General features: G+C 47.0%; 15 protein-coding genes. 9 read left to right on the top strand and 6 right to left on the bottom strand.

The genetic code is table 11. The annotated features are described in order from the left end of the window. Window positions 1–3 precede the first annotated feature (3 nt). Together V7O63_RS00555 and V7O63_RS00550 are read right to left on the bottom strand one after the other, a co-directional pair. The gene (locus tag V7O63_RS00555) at window positions 4–1,452 is read right to left on the bottom strand and encodes a PGF-pre-PGF domain-containing protein (RefSeq protein ID WP_340819189.1); all 1,449 of its coding nucleotides are present in this window, start codon (window positions 1,450–1,452) and stop codon (window positions 4–6) included. Then, window positions 1,449–7,487 carry a hypothetical protein gene (locus V7O63_RS00550; protein WP_340819187.1) on the bottom strand — a complete coding sequence of 2,013 codons (6,039 nt, stop codon included), beginning with the start codon at window positions 7,485–7,487 and terminating at the stop codon, window positions 1,449–1,451. Before V7O63_RS00550 ends, V7O63_RS00555 begins: the two co-directional genes overlap by 4 nt. Window positions 7,488–7,765: 278 nt before the next feature. Between V7O63_RS00550 and V7O63_RS00545 the strand changes: the two genes are divergently transcribed. Then, on the top strand, window positions 7,766–7,951 hold the full coding sequence (locus V7O63_RS00545) for a hypothetical protein (RefSeq protein ID WP_340819186.1): 186 nt from the start codon (window positions 7,766–7,768) through the stop codon (window positions 7,949–7,951). Window positions 7,952–7,986: 35 nt separating this feature from the next. Here the strand turns inward: V7O63_RS00545 and V7O63_RS00540 are convergent, their stop codons facing one another. Continuing rightward, window positions 7,987–9,411: a rhodanese-like domain-containing protein gene (locus V7O63_RS00540; RefSeq protein ID WP_340819185.1), complete on the bottom strand. Its 1,425-nt coding sequence runs from the start codon at window positions 9,409–9,411 to the stop codon at window positions 7,987–7,989. 197 nt (window positions 9,412–9,608) lie between these two features. Here V7O63_RS00540 and V7O63_RS00535 point away from each other — a divergent pair, with 197 nt between their 5' ends. The 4 genes from V7O63_RS00535 to V7O63_RS00520 all read left to right on the top strand — a co-directional run bounded on the left by V7O63_RS00535 (window position 9,609) and on the right by V7O63_RS00520 (window position 12,667). Next, window positions 9,609–10,031, top strand: a complete 423-nt coding sequence (locus V7O63_RS00535; RefSeq protein ID WP_340819184.1) for a metal-dependent transcriptional regulator — start codon at window positions 9,609–9,611, stop codon at window positions 10,029–10,031. Between the two features lie 83 nt (window positions 10,032–10,114). Continuing rightward, window positions 10,115–11,089 (top strand): zinc ABC transporter substrate-binding protein, encoded by a 975-nt coding sequence (locus V7O63_RS00530; RefSeq protein ID WP_340819183.1) that lies wholly within the window; start codon window positions 10,115–10,117, stop codon window positions 11,087–11,089. 1 nt (window position 11,090) lies between these two features. Further along, on the top strand, window positions 11,091–11,840 hold the full coding sequence (locus tag V7O63_RS00525) for an ABC transporter ATP-binding protein (protein ID WP_340820859.1): 750 nt from the start codon (window positions 11,091–11,093) through the stop codon (window positions 11,838–11,840). Between the two features lie 11 nt (window positions 11,841–11,851). Further along, a complete protein-coding gene (locus V7O63_RS00520) occupies window positions 11,852–12,667 on the top strand; it encodes a metal ABC transporter permease (protein WP_340819182.1) in 816 nt (271 codons plus the stop codon). Here V7O63_RS00520 and V7O63_RS00515 read toward each other — a convergent pair whose 3' ends face one another. After that, entirely contained in the window at window positions 12,668–13,339 is a 672-nt protein-coding gene (locus tag V7O63_RS00515) for a TfuA-related McrA-glycine thioamidation protein (RefSeq protein ID WP_340819180.1), read from the bottom strand. It lies immediately after the preceding gene. Further along, window positions 13,336–14,613: a YcaO-related McrA-glycine thioamidation protein gene (locus V7O63_RS00510; protein ID WP_340819178.1), complete on the bottom strand. Its 1,278-nt coding sequence runs from the start codon at window positions 14,611–14,613 to the stop codon at window positions 13,336–13,338. The genes V7O63_RS00515 and V7O63_RS00510 overlap by 4 nt, the downstream gene beginning before the upstream one ends. A gap of 119 nt (window positions 14,614–14,732) precedes the next feature. Here V7O63_RS00510 and V7O63_RS00505 point away from each other — a divergent pair, with 119 nt between their 5' ends. The 4 genes from V7O63_RS00505 (at window position 14,733) to V7O63_RS00490 (ending at window position 18,067) form a co-directional block, all read left to right on the top strand. Further along, window positions 14,733–15,242, top strand: coding sequence for a cytochrome P460 family protein (locus tag V7O63_RS00505; RefSeq protein WP_340819177.1), 510 nt, complete (start codon window positions 14,733–14,735; stop codon window positions 15,240–15,242). Between the two features lie 175 nt (window positions 15,243–15,417). Next, a complete protein-coding gene (locus V7O63_RS00500; protein WP_340819176.1) occupies window positions 15,418–15,558 on the top strand; it encodes a hypothetical protein in 141 nt (46 codons plus the stop codon). A 40-nt stretch (window positions 15,559–15,598) separates the two neighbouring features. Beyond that, window positions 15,599–16,777 (top strand): cysteine desulfurase, encoded by a 1,179-nt coding sequence (locus tag V7O63_RS00495; protein ID WP_340819175.1) that lies wholly within the window; start codon window positions 15,599–15,601, stop codon window positions 16,775–16,777. Window positions 16,778–16,954: 177 nt separating this feature from the next. Continuing rightward, window positions 16,955–18,067: an ORC1-type DNA replication protein gene (locus tag V7O63_RS00490; RefSeq protein WP_340819174.1), complete on the top strand. Its 1,113-nt coding sequence runs from the start codon at window positions 16,955–16,957 to the stop codon at window positions 18,065–18,067. 134 nt (window positions 18,068–18,201) lie between these two features. Here V7O63_RS00490 and thsA read toward each other — a convergent pair whose 3' ends face one another. Beyond that, window positions 18,202–19,854: a thermosome subunit alpha gene (gene thsA / locus V7O63_RS00485; protein ID WP_340819173.1), complete on the bottom strand. Its 1,653-nt coding sequence runs from the start codon at window positions 19,852–19,854 to the stop codon at window positions 18,202–18,204. Window positions 19,855–20,034 lie beyond the last annotated feature (180 nt).

Here is a 20,034-nt window from a genome sequence, read left to right as displayed (position 1 = left end):
CTGTCAGTTCCTGTCCTTCCTTCTGCTGAAGATACAGACCATTCCCAGCATTGCAACAAGCACCAGAGCTTCGAATCCTGGTATTCCTTTTGATGAACTCTCTTCATCTTCGATCTCAGAATCAGATGCTTCTTCCACTTCACTCACAGTTTCCTCTGATCCGGTGTTTTCATAGTCAACTCCGGAAGAGTCATCTCCTACTGCTATTATTGCAAACGGTGAGAAACCGGGTGTACTGGCTGTGAAGTGTACATACTCTTCATCCTCATCGGTCTGTGTGGTGTCGAGTTCATCCCACTGGGTGGTGTATCTCATCAACCTGATGTTGGCGGGGTCGATGCCATTCCCATTGAGCCATGACCTCTCCACACTGAAGGATATCTTCGGATCGGATATGGTCTCAGAGCTTGCCCATCCACCTTTTCCGACCCAGATGTTCATGTTCCTGTATACCTTCCCATTCGCTTTGGAATCTACAAGTGCGGATGTATCATGAAGCACCTCTACAGTCACATCGGTGTAGCCTGCATTTACAACAGGCATGAATCCGATCTTGCTGATAGGGTTCTCCTCATCTGAGAAATAATACTCTGACCTTACATCTTTCTGGACATAGACCTTTTCAACGTTCTTCAGGGCTATATTCTCATACTCTTCACCGGAGGCACCGCCACCTCCTCCTCCGCCACCGCCACCGCCGGAGCTTGAACTGGAGCTGGAGCTTGAAGACGGACCTGTTACTGTGGAACTTGTGGTTACACTTCCTCCGGGTACGGTGGATGTAACGGTAAGCTCAAAGGTATTGGATGAAGATGGACTGTCTGCCGTTACGGTCCACGATCCTGCACTTGATGCTGCCGGTGAAATGGTTCCAAGGGTATATGGCGTGCTTCCACTGGTAAGGCTCCATCCGCCTGGTAGTGAAAGTGCCACTTTCACGTTGGTGGCATCTGCAGCACCTGCAGAGGCACTGTTGGAAACAAGGTAGCTGATGACGACATTGTCACCTGCAGAAACCGATGAGACGTCCGTACTTGAAGAAACGGTCAGCACAGGCCTGTCCTTCACGGTCAGTGCAGAGGATGCGGTCTTTGCTGTACTGCTTCCGTCATCTCCTGAAGCTGATATCGTGAAAGGTGCGGAGTTAGTACCTGTTGAAGTAGCGGTCACGGTCCAGGAAACGGATTTCGTCCCGTCTGAAGTGAACTGCACCTGCTGTGTCGGGCTTGGGACCGAGAACATTCCTGAGTTATCTGTCAGTGTCGCATCCACAGTCAGGGTGCCTGAGACACTTGCTGCGGTGATGCTGGATGTCACTGTTATACTCTCGTCCTTTACAATTGTATTATCGTAGCTAATGCTCCCTACTGTAAGGGTGGCAACAGCCGAGGCAGCAGGAATGGTTCCCACTGCGATCAGCATAGCCAGTAAAAGAATGGCTATTTTTCTCATATATATCCGTCCTCCATATCTCCTCCCATGTCACCTTCTGAGCCCATAGGACCTTCATCTTCGAACATATCCATCATGTCTTCGTTGAACCTGAAGAAATTCATCTTAAGTGTCTCGACACCACCGGAATCCTTCTCGATGTCCACGAATGCCGTGAACTCTCCGAAATCATATTCGATCTCTGAGAGGTCAGATGGTGCTATCTCAAGTGTACCTTCTCCGTTCACAAGGGTGGTGTTGATCATTGCTGAACTCATATCCCATGTAACCGGTATGTCCTCAGCCGGTCCGGATGTGAAGGTTCCTCCAAAGCTCATCTTCAGGGACTGCAATGTTGCAGTACCATTGACTGGTGTTCCGTCAAAGTCCTTTGCTGTCACGTAGATGGTAACGGTTTCATTGACATCCACATCCATTGCTGATACGAAGGTCTTGAGGGTGGCAGTGTCTGATGCATCATCGATGTTGATGCTCGGGAATGACATTGGCCAGTTATCCATGTTACCGGTGCCTATGTCATATGCTTCACCTTCGGTCATATTGGACTGGACCGGGCCCATTTCGCTCCATATGAAAGCATCATTGCTTCCACTTTCGATATCGTACATGTCGTAGATCGAACTGGTGTTCATGTAATTCTCCCAGTCACGCAGGTTTGTCAGATCCGGATCGTCATCATATTTTGCCTGTGTCGGGAAACTGACACCATTCATCAGTCCGTCGAACAACAGTATGTGATAACGGTCATCGGATGTGATCTCTCCAAGTCCTGGCAGTTCCGCGTCGTCAAATCCTCCTCCTGCAGTGGCCATATCAACACCAACGTCTTCATCGCTGAACTTGCCTGCGTAGAAGACCGGCTCATCGGATGACCATCCAGGTATCGGATATACCTGAGTTACGCTACTGTTCAGCAGGATGAATCTTCCGCCCCAGTTGGCAACCGATGCCACATAGTAACCACCGAACTCATCGATCGTCTCGCCGATGCGGTAAGTGTTTGTCTGGCTTGTGTTGCTTGCATTGACCACAAGTACCCTGTCCTTTGTCTCAAGGTAAGAGTTATCCAGAAGTTCATGCATGGTTCCTGCCTGGTCATTGTATCCGAAGAGGTAATAGTCCTGGCCTCCGAATGTGACCTCTGTGGCTGCTCCTGAGTATGAGGCAAGCTCACCGTTACTGGTATCATCATCCGTTAATGCGGAAACCGGTCCCAGTGATGAGGTTATCAACGGGCTTCTGAGTGTCAGGATCACGCTATCCGTGTTGATGGTGGTGACCTCGAAATCAAATCCTCCTATCCAGAAACTCTGGTTTATGTTAAAGTTCTCTTGCATAGGTGAGGACCATGGATCTGACCCGGCAACCGTCCACGGCCATCCCACATATGACATGTCAATGGTGGCAGTTGTGCCGTCAGATGCTGACAATGTGAAGTTCCACATATCTCCGTAGAAGCTATTTGGTTCATTCAGGTTGAGAACAATGGTGTCTCCGATGTTGTTCACAGAATCCACTGTATAGTCGATAGGCATGCGTGAGCCACTTGAGTTAATTGTGGCACCGACACCGACAGATCCCGGTTGCATCGTGTTGCCCCAGTCGTCGGAATAGTTGAATGCCTGGGTGCTGCTGTTGTAGTACCAGTTGTTGAACGGCCAGTTGAGTGCATAGGTATCATCAACTCCATAATAGTGAGCGGAGATCCCACGCTGGAACTCGATCTCATCACCATAGGCAAGCAACATGTCATTTCCTGGCAGACCGTCATCCGGGTTGTCGTCGTATAGCTTGACCAGATCGATCTCGCCCGGTGTTCCAAGAGCTCCTGAGACTACGAAGTTACGCAGCTCAAAGCGGGTCAGTTCCCAGAACATCTCCTCATTGGCAACAGCATACTCGCTTCCGAGGGTTACATTGTAGTGTATCATCCAGGAACCGGTTGGTATGCCTGCTTCAGAAGTGTTGATCTCAACAACTGCAAGACCGTTGTCATCGGTTGTGGCATTGATTCCGCTAAGCGTCTGTCTCTGCTTGCTTTCATCTATCAGGTAGTCGATAGTCACCAGCTTGCCTGTAAGGGCTTCACCTGAAGGACTCTCCACAAGGAACGGGATCTTTACGGTTGATCCGTTCTGGAAAGTGCCCATGTGCATACCGTTCCATCCTTCGCTGTATGTGCTGAATTCCAGGTTGTAGGCATTGGACTGGTATTTATTGCTCAGCAGATAGATCGGTGCTCCTCCGAATTCAATGGCTTCTCCTGCGCTGGCATCGATGTATCCTGCAGAGAAATTGGATGAGTTACTTACAAGGACCTTGTCGTACCTGCCAGTGGTAATTGAGTCTGCCATGAGTACGATGTAATTATCGTCGAAGTAGTTATCATCGCCGTCAAGATCGATGTTCTGCCATTCCTCATCACGGAAGCTGGTTATCAGGAACTTTCCTGACTGGCTCATTGCCATGATGCTGTCGTTCAGAATAAGACCGTTCTTCAGGGTGTTGACACCTTCCAGTTCGATCGTACCGTCAGTAGCAATATCTGTGATGTTCCAGGTCCTTCCGGTGTAGTCGGTGAAGTTGTCTCCGACAGAGGCGTTGAACACCTGGGTACTGGTACTGTCAGAAAGGTTTGCAGCGATGTTGAAATCATCCGTACGGTTCTCAAACTCGATATAGACCGTGTTCCGTACGGAATCCACTGCCACCAGTGAGAAGTATGGTACCTGATCATGGTCATGGTAATCTATTCCCATATCCCAGCTTTCTGAGATCGGTGTGATCCAGTCTTCTCCAATGATGGGGCCGCTTATCTTACCTGCACTGATGTTACCCATGCTTGCAAGGTTGTCCTGGTTGGCATTGATGTCGCTTGAAGCATTGATGGATGTCCCGGCGGTATAATATTCTCCGGCATTTACAGTTAACATCATCGGGTTTGTGACACTGACACTTGCAAGCTCAAGCTTGAACCAGAAGTCAGTATAGACCTCGTTGCCGGTATCGTCAGTTACCTTGAGTGTCATCATGTAGCCACCCTGTCCCCATCCGCTGGTGTTAATGGATATGTCCATCTCGTTAGGGTTTGCACCTGCTTCGGTGGTTGTAATGGATGCCATCTCACTCTTTGTCTTGTAGCTGGTCATCCACATGCCTTCCTGCATGACTTTTTCAACGGTCACATTGCTGACATTGTGCGCACTGCTGCCCCACATTCCATCGTCAGATGCCTTTACAGTGACATTGATGAATCCGTTTGTCGGGAATTCATACTCCCAGCCGGAATCAACCCATGCCACAAAGGCGGTTGCGTGTACCCATGCCCTGCCGACCTCTGTTGATGTTCCATCTGTGGCCTCGAAGACGAACTCATAGTTTCCGCCGTCTGCAAGTCCGGGGTATTCATAGTAGCCTGTTCCGTTGATGCTTCCTATGTCGACTTCTGTAGTGCTGTAGATGGTAGGTGGAGACATCATGTCCCAGTCACCCATGGAAATGATCTTTGTGAGGGTGACATTTACCTCCTTGTCGCCAAAGCTGCTGTCGAATGCATTCAGGCTGAAGTTCACAGGCTGGTTAAGGCCTACTTCCCATGAAGTGGAATACGGATAGAAGATGAAATTGCTCACTTCGAACCAGCCGTTTCCGTAATCAATGGTACCGTCCTGGGTTGTCATCTTGACCCTGACGGAATAGAAACCTGATTTGAGACTGTTCTCCGGAGTAATGGTCAGTGTTGCGTCTCCGCTGCTGTCTGTTGTCACGGAGCTGGTCTGTTCTTCTACAGGTACGGTCTCTCCGGTCATTCCGTATCTCACGCTTTCAACTTTAATACTGGCACTTGATACGTCATTGCCGCTGAGGTCTTCAACATGTACCGAAAGTTCAATATCGTCCTCTGAACCGAAAACTTTGAACATGCTAGAATTGTCGTCGAAGGCCGGCTTTGCACGGATGCTGTATAGTTTCTCGTCGAACCATGCATCTCCCATGACTATCTGGGGAGTTCCGTCAACAGTTACATTGGCCCAGAACCTAACGTAGTGGAAACCAAGGTTGTTGTCGGTCACATTGAACTTGAGTACAGTCTGTGTACCCATGAAAGGAACATCAATCGTCTCTACCACAGGATCTTCCATATATTCAGTGACAACATCCTGTGCACTTTCACTCCATACCTCTACAAGTCCTGCATCATTGATGTCCGTGATCTCAGAACCGGTCGACGGATCGAAAGCCATTATCATTATCCTTGCGGCTGCATCCGGTGCAACTGTCGGGCTGAACCATCCCATCTTGTTGACAGGTTCGCCGTGAATGAAAACGTCCTGGACGATAATGCTTTCCCAAACAGAGGTCCATTCGCTTTCCAGTTCTACCTGGGCATGAACGTCATATATCCCATTGCTTGATGGGGTTGTGAAGTTGATCACTGCAAAGTCCTCTCCAAGCATCTGCTTTACCTCTTCCTGGATGTCAGTTGGAACAGATGCATAGGTATAGAATGTACTGGCGTTCATAATGGACCAGGATGAAGTTACATCGTCCCCGTCACTGTCCGTAATGTTCATGCTGTATTTGCTGATGTTGAATGAGGTCAATTCGTTAAGGTCAATTGGCTGACCGTTGCTGAGATTTGTTCCTGCTATCACAAGAAATCCTTCTTCGCCAGGTGCGAATCCGTCGCCTTCTCCTCTTTCTTTGGAGACGACCTTCAGGAACAGGTCATATGCCTTGATATTGTAACTTGTATATGCTTTCTGCACTTCATTATCCAGCGTTGCTTCATATTCCACATAATATGTGTCGATCTCGGCACTCATGGGTATGGTGTAGCTGGTTATGTATGCACTTATATTACTGTCGTACTCGAGTGTAAGTGTGTTGGAGTACGAGTCATTGTTCTTGCTGGTTATCGTTGCAGTAATGTCCGCATCTGCAAGTGGTGTGCCTGAAGACAGGTTCTTTGCATAGACCACCGGGACCATTACTTCGCCATGTGCAAAGGTGTGTTTCGGTGTGTACTCTGTTGACAGTATATCTCCGAAGAGGTCCATGGTGTTCACTACAAAAGAGATATGTCCGATATCATCTGCCACAAGGTGGTAGGTTCCTGCCGAACTTGCAATGCTTATAGAACTTGTGTTAACTCCGGTGCTGTCCGTAGTAATATTAGTTGTTGAGATCTCGGTACCGTCATCCTTGAAGTATTCCAGTTCTATCGCAGCTCCCACAGGAGAACTGGAAGAGTTCAATGCAAGAACTGTAACATTCACGGATTCCCCGCCGGTGAATGATGGTGTAACTGTTCTGGCAAGGGTAACATCGGTATCATTGTTGATGTGTATGATCCTGTATGCATTGCCATTTAGTTTGACCTTTGAGCCTTGCACCAGGTTACCTATCACACTTATTCCGTTGCTGTCCGACCCCAGTTCCATTGTAGGGTCATCATCAACATAGGCAACATCCTCGTCAGATACAAGGAAGTAGTATGTGGTGTTCCCGAGAACCAGGTTTCCTCCGGTCTTACTGTTGTTCAGTGAACCGGCAATACCATGGGCATCAGAAAGGGAAACGCTCAGGACCTCTCCTTCGGTGAACAGTATCTTTATTGTCTGTGGGTCGTTCTGTCCCACTACTGTCAGATAGAGATAAGGTGAGTATACTCCGGATTCCACATCCTCGGCAACTATGGTGTATTCCTCTGCATCGACGGGTGCATTGATGGTGGTTGAAAATGTTCCATCTGATGCATAGATCGTCTTGTTTGCAGACTGGTTGGAGATGTCTGTAAGTTCATCTCCCTCGGGCCAGATGGTTATTTCCACCTCACCTGAGCTGTTTCCATTCAGAATTTCTCCTGATACGGTTATCGCCTCGCCTGAGGCATATACTTTCGAGTCTATACTGAATTTCTGTATGGATGCCGCCGAACCAATAGAGGTAATGAGCAACATCATCACAAGAAATAATATTGCCAGGATGAATGTCCTGCCGTTTTTAGTAAAATATTTCCCTGTGTCATTCATAATATTCCACATCCAGCATGTGATTTTTTCGATTGTCTTGTAAGGATCAATAATTTATCATACCAGCTTCACATATGTGATAATATTATATAATTGGATAGTATTATAGTAACATTTGCACAAAATTACTATCTATTGAATAGGCCTCAGGCTGGGGATGATGTTGAGAAAAAGTCTTCTTTTGAATCCAACTGACACTCAGTATTTTAATAAAAAATTATTATTGCTGGTAGCTATGTTTTTATTCGATTGACTATAATTATTAATTAGGTGAAATTATGGTCCACTCTACAAACGGGAGCATGAGCACCTTTGCACATCTGGTGCACTCACTTCCGGATTATTCGGAACTTATCATCGTATTGCTGATACTTATATTGCTACTTATGTCCATGGATGAGATCGTAGCGTTCTTCTGCATGGTGCAGGATATCTTCACTTTCAAATGCATGCCTTTCGAATGAGATCATTGCAGAGCGGTGATGTGCATATTCTTCCTTTAAGGTAGGTCTGATCCTATATTTCTGAAAGGTGCCCATGGGAGTACGCACTTAGGACATTCCGGTCCATATCCTGCTGCTGCATATCCCGTCATTCCTCCTGCGGCATTCCGTACATCTGAGAATCCTTTTTGTAACAGGATACTGCATCCCATACTGGACCTCTGGCCGGAGCCGCATATGAGTATTGTATCAACATCCCTGTCAAGCTCGACGTGTCTTTCCCTTAGTTCATGGACTGGTATATTCACCGCTCCTTCGATGTGGAAATCCTCATATTCGGAGACTGCCCTGACATCAACTATGGTCAGCTCTTTTTCTTCAGTGACCCTTTCATGGAGTTCCGACGCTGATATCTGTGGTACATGTCCTGTCGTCAGTCCTTCGGTCACCCATCCGTACATTCCTTCTTCAAGGTAGCCTGCAATCCTGTCCATCCCTATGCGGTGAAGCTGAATGCATGCATCAAGGGCCTGAAAATAATTATCGGTAACAAGGAGTATGTCCTTTTCCGGCGGCAATAACCATCCTGAGTATGTGGGGAAGTTTGAATTAAGGTCTATGTTGTAGGCGCCGGGTATATGTTGTCCGCCAAAGCTCTCGAAACTTCGTACGTCAAGTATGATCGCCTTTCCTATCCTCTCACGGAATTCAGAATTACTAAAGGGTTCAGGGTTACGTAGTTCTTTCATCTTTTCAGGACCTATACGGTTTACGTCCGAACATCTGCTGAAATGGTCAGGTGCCTCGGGCATATTGTTCGTCAGTGATCCTATGAACTGCTCCCTGTCCTTTATTTCAAGGGCATAGTTGTAATTGATCTCGTATCCAATGGTGCTGCTTCTTTTGGATGCCATTGCTCTGCCGCAAAGTGAACCTGCACCGTGTGCGGGATATATCTCGCAGAAGTCCGGAAGCTCCATGAGCTTGTCGTGTAGTGTATCGTAGAGTCTGGATGCAAGTTCTTGTGCTTTTCCGGGAAAGAGGTCAGGTCTTCCTACATCTCCCACAAAGATGGTGTCCCCGCAGAAAAGAGCTATGGGCTCTTTTCCTCTGGCAGTGTCAACTACCACATATGAGATATGTTCCGGGGTATGGCCAGGAGTTTCCAGTACCTGCAGTTCAATGTCTTCTATCGAAAAGATGTCACCTTCTTTTAATGGCACGTGTTCAAAATCACAATTACCTTTCTCAGGTGCGTAGATCGTAGCCCCTGTCCTCTCTGCAAGGTCCAGGTGGCCTGAGATGAAATCTGCATGCAGGTGTGTTTCAAGTATGTGTGTGATCCTGACTCCCAGTTCTCTGGCCATCTTCAGGTATATATCTACGTCCCTTCTGGGATCGATAATGGCACAGTTTCTGTCTCCTGCCAGTATGTAGGAGCTGTGTGCTACCTTCTCAGTGAATATCTGCTGTATGATCATTTTTAACCCCTTCTCTATTTTAGTTGAATTCACTAATCTATTTTTCGTAGTTGGGGTGCAATGGGATATTGATCGGTTTTTGTGTTATCTTTGTCACGTTCACTGGACCATTCATGTTTGGGGTATATCAAAAAATAAGTGCTAAAAATGGGTAAAATTCAAAACAAATATATACTTCCTGTCGATTATGGAATAGTATGCAGGAGATCACAGGATTGGAGTTATCTCCAAAAAAGGTAGAATACCTGAAGTTCCTCTTAAAGAAAGGGGACCTTGTAAAGACCACTGACATCTCTACTGAGCTGAACGTTGACCCGTCAACAACGACAAAGACCATTGCTGACCTTGCGGGTTCAGGTTATGTGGATCATGTTCCTTACAGGGGTGTCCGACTGACCGATATGGGTAGGATGTATGCTGAATTCTTTGTGAATAGGCATAATATATTGAGCCTCATGCTGAGTCACTATGGTCTTTCCTCTGAAGAGGCTTGCAGCGAAGTATCCCGGTTCGAGGCATTTGTTTCGAAGTCTGCCATCGACCGTATATGTGGTTCGATGGGTCATCCTACGGTGGGTGTCTGTGGTAAGATCCGGCATTCCTCATGTGGTTCTCTTTAAGGGGTATTTGTTAATTTCTCATCTTTGATTTGGAGTCATACCAAATAGTTTGGATATATTACAACTAATGTGGAGTTAATAATATGAATAGAAATATGATGGTTTTAATTTTCACCTTTATAATAGGCATTATTCTGATGTCCGGTTGTGTCGATGAGGCTGATACGTCTGGTGTTTCATCCGATACTACTGATATGGTGGTGGCTGTAAGTGTACTTCCTCAGGCAGAATTCGTGGAAAAGATCGCCGGGGACAATGTGGAAGTTATCGTAGTGGTCCCTCCAGGTGCCGACCCTCATTCCTATGAGCCGACCCCTGGTCAGCTGAAGGATCTGAGTGATGCAAAGATGTATGCAATGGTAGGTTCGGGTCTGACCATAGAGGATATGATGATCGACAAGATCGCTGACCTGAATCCTGATATGATGGTGATCGATTGCTCTGAAGGTATCGCCCTAAAGGAAATGGAAGCCCATGACCATGAAGAGGAAACTGATGGGGATCATCATGAAGAGGAATCCGGGGATGTGCATGATGATGGGGCAGAAGAGCATGACCACGATCATGAAAATGGTCTTGATCCGCATATCTGGACATCTCCTGCCAATGTGAAGATAATGGTTGAGACTATCTATGAGGGGCTTGTTGAGCTTGATCCGGAGAACGAGTCTGTCTATCTTGAGAACAAGGATGCATATCTTGCAGAGCTTGATGCACTGGATGAGGACATAAAGGCCACACTTTCCGACAAAGAGGGAAGCAGTTTCATGGTCTATCATCCTGCATGGGGTTATTTTGCAGATCATTACGGGCTGACAGAGGTAGCAGTTGAGATAGAAGGTAAGGAACCAAGCGTTAAAGGTATGCAGAATGTTATCGATGAAGCTAACGAAAAAGGCATAAAGGTCATTTTCGTCCAGTCGGGCTTTAGTACTGTAAGTGCGCAGACCATAGCAAACGAGATCGGTGGTGAGGTCGTAGAGGTCGATCCGCTTGCAAAGGATTATATAGATAACCTTGCAAAGGTAGCAGAAGCATTTGAAAAAGGGCTGGCTTGAAATGGAAGATGTGATCGAACTTAAGGATATATGGGTAAGCTATGATGGTGTCAGGGTTCTGGAATCCGTCACCCTTAATGTAAAGGATAAGGATTTCCTGGCTATCATCGGTCCCAACGGGGGAGGCAAGAGCACTCTCCTGAAAGTTATCCTTGGTTTGATCAGGCCTGACAGGGGCACTGTAAAACTTCTGGGAGGCAAGCCTAAGGACATGAGGAAGTACGTGGGGTATGTTCCCCAGTATCATTCCTCAAATCTTGATTTTCCAATTACGGTCTGTGATGTTGTTCTCATGGGACGTCTGAGCCACAAGGGTCCGCTTCAAAGATATAATGATGATGATCGCAAGGCTGCCCATGAGGCCCTTGAAACCGTTGGAATGCTTGAGTTCAAGGACCGTCAGATAGGGGAGCTATCAGGTGGGCAGAAACAGAGGGTCTTCATTGCCCGGTCACTTGTCACAAAGCCGAAAATGTTAATACTTGATGAGCCGTCCACGGGGATAGATTCCAGAATGCAGAAGGAGTTCTATGAGCTTCTTAACAAACTCAAATCCCAGATAGCTATCGTGATGGTGACCCATGATATCAGTGCTATCTCGGTATATGTGGATAAGGTCGGTTGTCTGAACCGCAATTTCCATTATCATGACGACAAGGAATTGAGCCAGCATGATCTGGAAGTATCATATCAGTGTCCTGTAGAGTTGATAGCTCACGGTGTGCCACACAGGGTATTGAAAGAACACTGAAGGTGAGGACTATGCTAGAGATACTCCAGTATGATTTTATGAGGAATGCCATTATTGCCGCTATCCTTGCAAGTATCGCATGCGGTATAATCGGCGTCTATGTTGTCGTCAAGAAGATAGTTTTCATCAGTGGTGGTATCACACATGCCTCATTCGGTGGAATAGGTCTTGGGTACTACCTGGGTATAAATCCTTTATACGGTCTTATTCCTTTCAGTCTCGTCTCTGCGATCGTAATGGGTCTTGTCAGCAAGAGGTCCAAAGTAGCCGAGGACACTGCCATAGGTATACTCTGGTCCCTTGGAATGGCCATTGGTATAATCCTTATATTCTGGACCCCTGGCTATGCACCTGATCTTATGACCTATCTGTTCGGTAACATCCTGACGGTCCCGATGTCGGATATATATCTCATGCTGGCACTGGATGCTGTTATTATCTTTATCGTGTATGCATATTATAAACAGTTCATGGCACTCTGTTTTGATGAGCAGTTCACAACAGTTGCAGGCCTTTCAGTTGAGAAGCTTTACCTGCTTCTGCTCTGTCTCATAGCACTGACGATCGTCCTGCTGATAAAAGTGGTAGGTATCATCCTTATCATCGCACTTCTTACCATGCCTGCATCACTCAGCAGGCATTACACCAACAATTTCGGCAAGATGATGTATCTGGCGACATTCTTCGGTATATTCTTCAGTATCTCAGGTCTGTTCCTGTCATACCTGGCCGATGCTCCATCCGGTGCAACGATAATCCTGGTTATGTCGACAGTGTACATGCTCCATTTCGTTTATGACGGACTGAAGCCAAAAATAGCAAGCTGATCATTCAGCTAATATCTGCTTTATTTTTTTAAGGACAAGGATCGCATCTTCTCTTTTTACATCACGCTCATTCTCAGTGCAGAACGTGAGTAGCTCTTTTGACTTATCTTCTGATATGATGCCTTCTCTGTAAGCCGTCTTTGTGATGCCGAAATAGCTTCTTTCGGAATAGTGTGTCTTCTTTGCAAGTCTGGTTATGCCCGTATATTCATCTTCCGAGATGATACCTGCCTCATGTGCTGCTTTGAGCGTCTCCCGGATATTTACCATGGGGCTTGATACAGATTCGAATGTATCCGGGTTGGTCGCCACAGCCACCTCATCGTCATCCTCTATGATGCCATCCCTGTACCATTCATAGACCTTTCCGACACCTATCATTCCGTGGACATCGAGCTCGGATGCACGGAGTGCTCCCATACTACATCCTCCCACAATGGTTGCCCCTTCCTTCATCGCCCTGATGACCTCTTTATGGGCAACGGCTGCCCGGCTGAAGAAAATGCCATCGATGATGCCTATGGTATTGTAACCCTGTTCCATGGCCCTGTCAAGGTCGCCTCTGGATATGGGTGGCCAGTATGTGGCATCAAGGATCTCTGAAGCATCCTCGTGGTTTATGCTGCTGCCTGCAAAGACCAGCACTTTTCTTTGTATCTTCTTTTCGCTCATCTTCTGCGTCCGGTTCTCCACGGTCTGTCCTTTGGAGCGAGTTTCTTTCTCTTTCCTGATCTCGCCCTTTTGCCAACACGTTCCCTGTCGAGCGTGTATAGCTCAAAGGCAGGTATGACTACCCTTACAACAGGCACCGGTACACTGTCTCTTGAGAGGTCTACAACTGCCGCACAGTCTGCCACACCTTTCAGTTGTTCCAGTACTGCATCTATGCTCTCGGCAGGAGTGTTCTTTGAGAGGTCCTTCAGGTCACTGGTAGATACCTGTTCCCCTTCCTCATACCAGTACTTGTTCATGCGCTTGATCCTTTCGTAGCCGATGTCCCTGACAAAACTCTCACGCTCGGTGTCCTCACGGGCACCGTGTATCTGTACCACCCTTGACTGGGCAGCCTCTGTGAGAGCCCTTCGGATAGCTATCTCGGGCTTAAGGTGTGATCCTGCTCCCATTACAAGGAGGGCGGCATCCCTGAGACTTATGTCATCGGTGGCAGCAACCACTGTTGTTATCTCAGTGTCATGCGTAAGTACCCAGAGTTTGACCTCGACCCCATTGTCAATCAACTTGCGGAGGATCTCATAGTTCTCTCCGTCAGCCTCAGTGAGGATCAACTCTTTTCCGGGGTTGCGGTTGAACTCGGCAATACTCAATGCGTCCCTTTCAATGACCTCGAGCAGTCCGTGGAATATTGCTTCCTCTATGGTATTACCGGCTGCAAGTCCATTGGTATTGCTCCTGAAGAGTTTCTGTGTCCTTCCCGGAGGGTCATATGGGTGGTAGGTTGCATTGGCAGGGACCATTATCTCTTCGTTCTTAATAAGGTCCCATCCTCTGATCCATTCTACTAATGATTGTGGACTATAGTCCTCTGCGATCAGCAGGGAAAGTGGATCGATGGCAGGATACTCATATCTGATGTTATCGTAACTCTCGATCAGATGCTCGGCTTTGATGTCCTCTTCCACATCGTTGTTAGTGCCCTTTCTTTCTGCAAGGCACCTTTCGAAAGCCTCCATCATGGATGATATCCTTGCCTGTGTCTCAGTGTTACCTTTTCCTGAGTAGACCGATATCGCACCATCTGCCGCACTTGGCCTTATGCTGGAAAAGACAGGTATGCCAACCCTGTCAAGGTCTGTGATACTTGCGATCCTCGTAACTCCGATGGTCGCAAGCCTGTCCTTAGTTCTCTCCATGGTGCTTTTTTCATCAAGGACGCGTTGTGTCCCTTCGATGTATGTGAGTGATCTGTCGATGTTTATCTCTGGCATGATCGTGAAAGTCTCCTGCATGTATTATATCTTTTACGACAAAGATGTCATGTATATAGGGAACATTCTCCCGGTTATTGTTATATAGTGGATGGTAAGTGTCTTTATGGGGTTACTATATGATCAAGAAACTTATGTTTTTAGTACTGATGTGCGTTATCGCTATTTCAGGCTGTACTGATGCAGTTACCGATGAAGAAACTACCGCAGGTGATACAGTTGCAGAGGATGCAATAGATGCATCTGCTCTTTTCACCATGCTAACAGAAGATGACAATTATAAGGATTGGAATATCTGGCCTGGAAAGGAGGCTATGATGGATGGTAATGGTGTGCATGGTGACTATGTTTCCATCTATGTCTCGGACAATGCACTCTCAGCTGCCGAGGTCGGCGGTGAGATAATGCCTTATGAGACATTTGTTGTAAAAGAAGGCTTCAACTCTGACGAAGAGCTGACCGGTGTCTACCTGATGTATAAGGCAGAGGGTTTCGACCAGGAGAACAATGACTGGTTCTGGGCAGCCTACTCTCCGGATGGAACTGTCAGATCGGAGGGTCAGCTAAAGGGTTGCATAGGGTGTCATGAAGGAAATGCAGAAGCAGATTATATATTCGTCAATTCCTGATCCTTTTTCTTTTTTATTATTGCCTTTTCTGCTCTTATGGGCGACATGTTTATATTGCATTAATGAATACATATATGTTTAGTCGGGGTGCAATGATTAATATTCTTTTAATGTAGATATTAATATGTTATTCTTACGGCTATGAATACGTAAAAGAGAGACAGGAGGCAAAATTATGAGAAACTTAAACAAAAATAGAAAGGTCGATTTCTTCACAAGCTGCCATGCGGTGGTAGATGGAGTGTCGGCAGACAAACTCAACGCTGAGGAAATGGAGCTTTATCGCTTCATGGTAGGCGGAGTGCAGGCAAAATAGCCTGCAAAACTATTTTTATCTTCTTTACATACTGGTTCCTATGTATGATGTCCTTGCCGTCAGGGAAGACTTTCCGGTATTGAGTGAAGTGATATATCTGGACAATGCGGCCACAACGCAGACTCCGAAGCAGGCTGTATCTGCAATGCTTGATTATTTCTATAAGTACGCTGCCAATCATGGAAGGGGTGCCCACAGGCTTGCAAGGGAAACGACCAATCGTTATGAGGATGCCAGGGAGATAGTGGCATCGTTCCTGAATATGGGTGTCGAGAATACCATTTTCACAAAGAACGCAACAGAGGGCATCAATATAGTTTCAAGGGGTTTCCCGTGGAAGAAAGGGGACCATGTAATAGTCACACTTGTTGAACATCATTCCAATCTGCTCCCATGGATGAGATTAAAGGAAGTAGGTGTTGATGTCACAGTTGTCACGCCTGATATTCAGGGAGTGGTTGACCCTGATGATATCAGTTCATCTATCAATGAGAACACGAGGCTAATAGCCGTCAACCATGTTTCCAATGTCTTTGGATCGATACAGAACATTGAAAAGATAGCTTCAATAGCCAGAGCGCATGGCGTGAGGATACTGGTGGATGGGTCCCAGTCAGCAGGGAACCTGCCTATCGATATAGGTTCACTTGACCCGGACTTCTTTGTATGTCCCGGTCACAAGGGTCTGCTTGGTCCGCAGGGCACCGGTGTGTTATACATAAAAGAGCCAGAGGGAATCGAACCTGCATTCCTGGGCGGGGGAATGGTAAGTTCTGTAACTGCAGAGGACTTCAGGATGGAACCAAGTCCTGCTAAGTTCGAGGCGGGAACTCCTAATATTCCCGGAGTGATCGGTCTTGGCCGTGCCGTGGAATATGTGACGGAGATAGGTGTCGACAAAATAGAAGAACATGAGACTTCCCTTGCAAAAGAAGCCGCATCCAGTCTTGCTGAAATGGATGGCGTGGAGGTATATGGGCCGGAGAATCGGGCAGGGGTCGTGTCTTTCAATGTCACAGGGATGAACGCACATGATGTGGCCATGATACTTGACCAGACCCGTGGCATCTGTGTGAGGAGCGGCTATCATTGTGCAATGCCGGGAATCGGTCATCTGGGTGTCAATGGTACTGTGAGGGCGTCATTCGGATTGTACAATACCGAAGATGAGGTCGAGACACTGGTGAGTACGGTCTCAGACATAACATCACTTGTTTGATGTACGCTCCGGGTATTGGTGACATTGCGGGACAAAAGCAAAAAGTTATTATGCGCTGATAATTATATTAGTGTTGCAAGTCGAGCACTTGCAGTCAATGAAGTCAATATTGTTTCCCTGTGTTCATTATCATAGGTTCTTATAGTTGGTGAAAAGCAGCAAAAGAGGGGTTTAAGAATGGGCGATGACATGCTTCTGTGGGATGAGACTCTTTTTAACAACGGTGAGATACTTGAGTTCGACCACCTGCCGGAGTATTTCGCACACAGGGAATCCCAGATGCAGGCCCTGCGTTTCAGTTTAAAACCGGCACTCAGGGGCATGCGGCCTGTGAACTGTCTTGTAAAGGGTCCTCCGGGAACTGGAAAGACCACGGCTGTCATGAAAGTGTTCAATGAGATGAAGGAATACACGGATAATGTTGTCCTTGTCAAGGTCAACTGCCAGATGGAATCTACGAGATTCGCTGTTGTATCCCGGATATATGAACAACTCACTCACATAACTCCGCCTTCTTCGGGTGTTTCCTTCAGGAGGATGTTCGAGAAGGTGATCAAGTTCCTCATCGATTCGAACAAGACCCTTGTGGTAGCACTTGATGATATCAATTATCTTTTCCCGGAAGGACATGCCGATGAGGTGATGTACTCTCTTCTGAGGGCACATGAGCAGTATCCCGGAGCAAGGATATCCGTGATAGCCATCATCAGTGATGTGGGTATTCCTTACAGTTTCGATCCACGGGTAGGTTCTGTTTTCCTTCCAGAGGAGATAGCTTTCCCGAGATATGAGCTTGGTGAGATCGCTGATATAATTGCCGATCGTGTGAAACATGCTTTCTTCAAGGACGTGGTGTCCGATGAGGCACTGGATAAGGTTGTCACCTATGTGGACAGGACGGGCGATCTGCGTATCGGTATCGATCTTCTGAAACGCTCCGGTCTCAACGCTGAAAGGAGGGCAAGCAGGAAGATCTCTGTTGAAGATGTGGACAAGGCCTATGAAGCATCAAGGCTTCTGCATCTGTGTCGCAATATCAAGTCCCTTTCAGACCATGAGAAGACCTTGCTTTCTATGGTTGCAAAGGACAGCAGTCTTCAGGCCGGAGACCTTTACAAGTCATTCCATGAGATAACTGGACTTGGCTATACCCGTTTCTATGAGATAATTGAGAAGATGCATGTATCAAGGCTCATAGATGCTGATTTTTCCGGTAAGGGTACGCGCGGGAGGACCCGGTATGTTGCTCCTGCCTATGACCCGGAAGATATACTCAAGTGTCTAGAGTGAGTCTCAGGTTCAATTCTAATTTTGAATCGTTATTCAATTAACGATCATCTAATTTTAAAAAAAGCAGTTTTGCGCAGAGTTCAGATGAACCTGCGCAAGTGAGTTTATAGTTGTGTTTGTTTCCGTCAGGATACTTACATATCCATACCCATGCCTGGAAGTCCTCCAGGTGGCATGTTTGGAACCATCTGTTCAGGGGTTGGTCCTTCTGGTCCCTGTCTGGATGCAATGATATCGTCGATCCTGAGGATCATGACTGCGGATTCTGCTGCTGCGTTGATCGCCTGGGTCTTTACCCTGAGTGGCTCTACTACGCCTGCTTCCCACATGTCGATGACCTTTCCTTCGTAGACGTTGAGACCTGCTGTCTTTACGCCCTTCTCGTGGTGTGCACGGAGCTCCATGAGCATGTCTATTGGGTCAAGACCTGCGTTCTCTGCAAGGGTCCTTGGAACTACTTCAAGAGCCTCTGCGAATGCCTTGACTGCAAGCTGCTCTCTTCCGCTGAGTGTTGCTGCGTATTCCTGGAGTCTGAGTGCAACCTCTACTTCAGGGGATCCGCCGCCAGCTACGAGTTTCTCGTCCTCGATAGCTACACCGACCACTCTGAGGGAGTCGTTAAGGCCTCTCTCGATGTTGTCGATAACGTGCTCTGTTCCGCCACGGAGGAGGATGGATACTGCCTTTGGATTGTCGCATCCTGTTACGAAGGTCATTGGGTCGCCGCCGATCTTCTTCTCTTCTACAAGATCTGCCTTGCCCATGTCAGCATCAGATATCTCGTCAACGTTTGTGATGAGCTTTGCACCTGTTGCTCTTGCGAGCTTCTGCATGTCGCTCTTCTTTACACGCCTGATAGCGAAGACACCAGCCTTTGCAAGGTAGTGCTGTGCCATGTCATCGATTCCCTTCTGGCAGAATACGACGTTTGCACCGCTGTTAACTACTTTGTCAACAAGGTCCTTGATCATCTTCTCTTCCTGGTCAAGGAAGGACTGGAGCTGCTCAGGTGATGTGATGGATATCTCAGCGTCAACCTCTGTGTCCTTGAGTTCGATAGCTGTGTTGATGAGTGCGATCTTTGCGTTCTCGATCTTCTTTGGCATGTTGGTGTGTACACGCTCTTTGTCGATGATCATACCTTCGATGAGCTCGGATTCCTCGATACGTGCTCCGACCTTCTTCTCTACCTTGATATTGTCCATGTCGACCTTACCGTCTTCATCGACAATGCTTGTGATAGCATCGACTGTTATGTTTGCAAGGACTTCCTTTGTAGCTTCTGCACCCTTTCCGGTCATTGCTGTTCCGGAGATGTTGATGAGTACGTCCCTGTTCTCTTTGGTGACTGACTTTGCGAGTGTCTGGATGATCTCACCAGCTTTCTCGGAAGCCATTCTGTAACCGGAGGCGATAATTGTTGGGTGTACGTCCTGCTCGACAAGTTCTTCTGCCTTCTTGAGGAGTTCACCAGCGATAACAGCAGCTGTGGTTGTTCCGTCTCCGACCTCATCGTCCTGGGTCTTTGATACTTCCACGATCATCTTTGCTGCTGGGTGCTCGATGTCCATCTCTTTAAGGATGGTTGCACCATCGTTTGTGATAACTACATCTCCGAGACTGTCTACAAGCATCTTGTCCATTCCTTTTGGACCAAGTGTTGTTCTTACAGCTTCAGCGACTGCTTTAGCAGCCATGATGTTGTTGCTCTGTGCTTCTCTGCCTCTTGTTCTCTGGCTTCCTTCTCTTAATATGAAAATTGGCTGTCCGGCCATCTGTCCTGCCATAATTGTCTATCCTCCTGTGTATATGAGATTAGAATAACATTTATTCTCAAGTCGTTTTTTAATGTTTGTAGTTCTATATAAACGTATCGGGTCCTTCGTACTCTGTACAAAGAAAGAATAAACTGATACGAAATTTAAAAAAAAGAGTCAATCGACTGTAAATGAATAAAAGGAGTAGTA

The organism is Methanolobus sp. WCC4 (assembly GCF_038022665.1).
Classification (GTDB): domain Archaea; phylum Halobacteriota; class Methanosarcinia; order Methanosarcinales; family Methanosarcinaceae; genus Methanolobus.
The sequence above is the reverse complement of the archived record's forward strand: the minus strand, read 5'-3'. Positions and strand labels throughout refer to the sequence as shown.

What these genes read in the sequence shown, in the direction of transcription:
- V7O63_RS00555 (WP_340819189.1), bottom strand. Translation starts at nt 1,452, where the DNA reads ATGAGAAAAATAGCCATTCTTTTACTGGCTATGCTGATCGCAGTGGGA.
- V7O63_RS00550 (WP_340819187.1), bottom strand. Translation starts at nt 7,487, where the DNA reads ATGAATGACACAGGGAAATATTTTACTAAAAACGGCAGGACATTCATC.
- V7O63_RS00545 (WP_340819186.1), top strand. Translation starts at nt 7,766, where the DNA reads ATGGTCCACTCTACAAACGGGAGCATGAGCACCTTTGCACATCTGGTG.
- V7O63_RS00540 (WP_340819185.1), bottom strand. Translation starts at nt 9,411, where the DNA reads ATGATCATACAGCAGATATTCACTGAGAAGGTAGCACACAGCTCCTAC.
- V7O63_RS00535 (WP_340819184.1), top strand. Translation starts at nt 9,609, where the DNA reads ATGCAGGAGATCACAGGATTGGAGTTATCTCCAAAAAAGGTAGAATAC.
- V7O63_RS00530 (WP_340819183.1), top strand. Translation starts at nt 10,115, where the DNA reads ATGAATAGAAATATGATGGTTTTAATTTTCACCTTTATAATAGGCATT.
- V7O63_RS00525 (WP_340820859.1), top strand. Translation starts at nt 11,091, where the DNA reads ATGGAAGATGTGATCGAACTTAAGGATATATGGGTAAGCTATGATGGT.
- V7O63_RS00520 (WP_340819182.1), top strand. Translation starts at nt 11,852, where the DNA reads ATGCTAGAGATACTCCAGTATGATTTTATGAGGAATGCCATTATTGCC.
- V7O63_RS00515 (WP_340819180.1), bottom strand. Translation starts at nt 13,339, where the DNA reads ATGAGCGAAAAGAAGATACAAAGAAAAGTGCTGGTCTTTGCAGGCAGC.
- V7O63_RS00510 (WP_340819178.1), bottom strand. Translation starts at nt 14,613, where the DNA reads ATGCCAGAGATAAACATCGACAGATCACTCACATACATCGAAGGGACA.
- V7O63_RS00505 (WP_340819177.1), top strand. Translation starts at nt 14,733, where the DNA reads ATGATCAAGAAACTTATGTTTTTAGTACTGATGTGCGTTATCGCTATT.
- V7O63_RS00500 (WP_340819176.1), top strand. Translation starts at nt 15,418, where the DNA reads ATGAGAAACTTAAACAAAAATAGAAAGGTCGATTTCTTCACAAGCTGC.
- V7O63_RS00495 (WP_340819175.1), top strand. Translation starts at nt 15,599, where the DNA reads ATGTATGATGTCCTTGCCGTCAGGGAAGACTTTCCGGTATTGAGTGAA.
- V7O63_RS00490 (WP_340819174.1), top strand. Translation starts at nt 16,955, where the DNA reads ATGGGCGATGACATGCTTCTGTGGGATGAGACTCTTTTTAACAACGGT.
- thsA (WP_340819173.1), bottom strand. Translation starts at nt 19,854, where the DNA reads ATGGCAGGACAGATGGCCGGACAGCCAATTTTCATATTAAGAGAAGGA.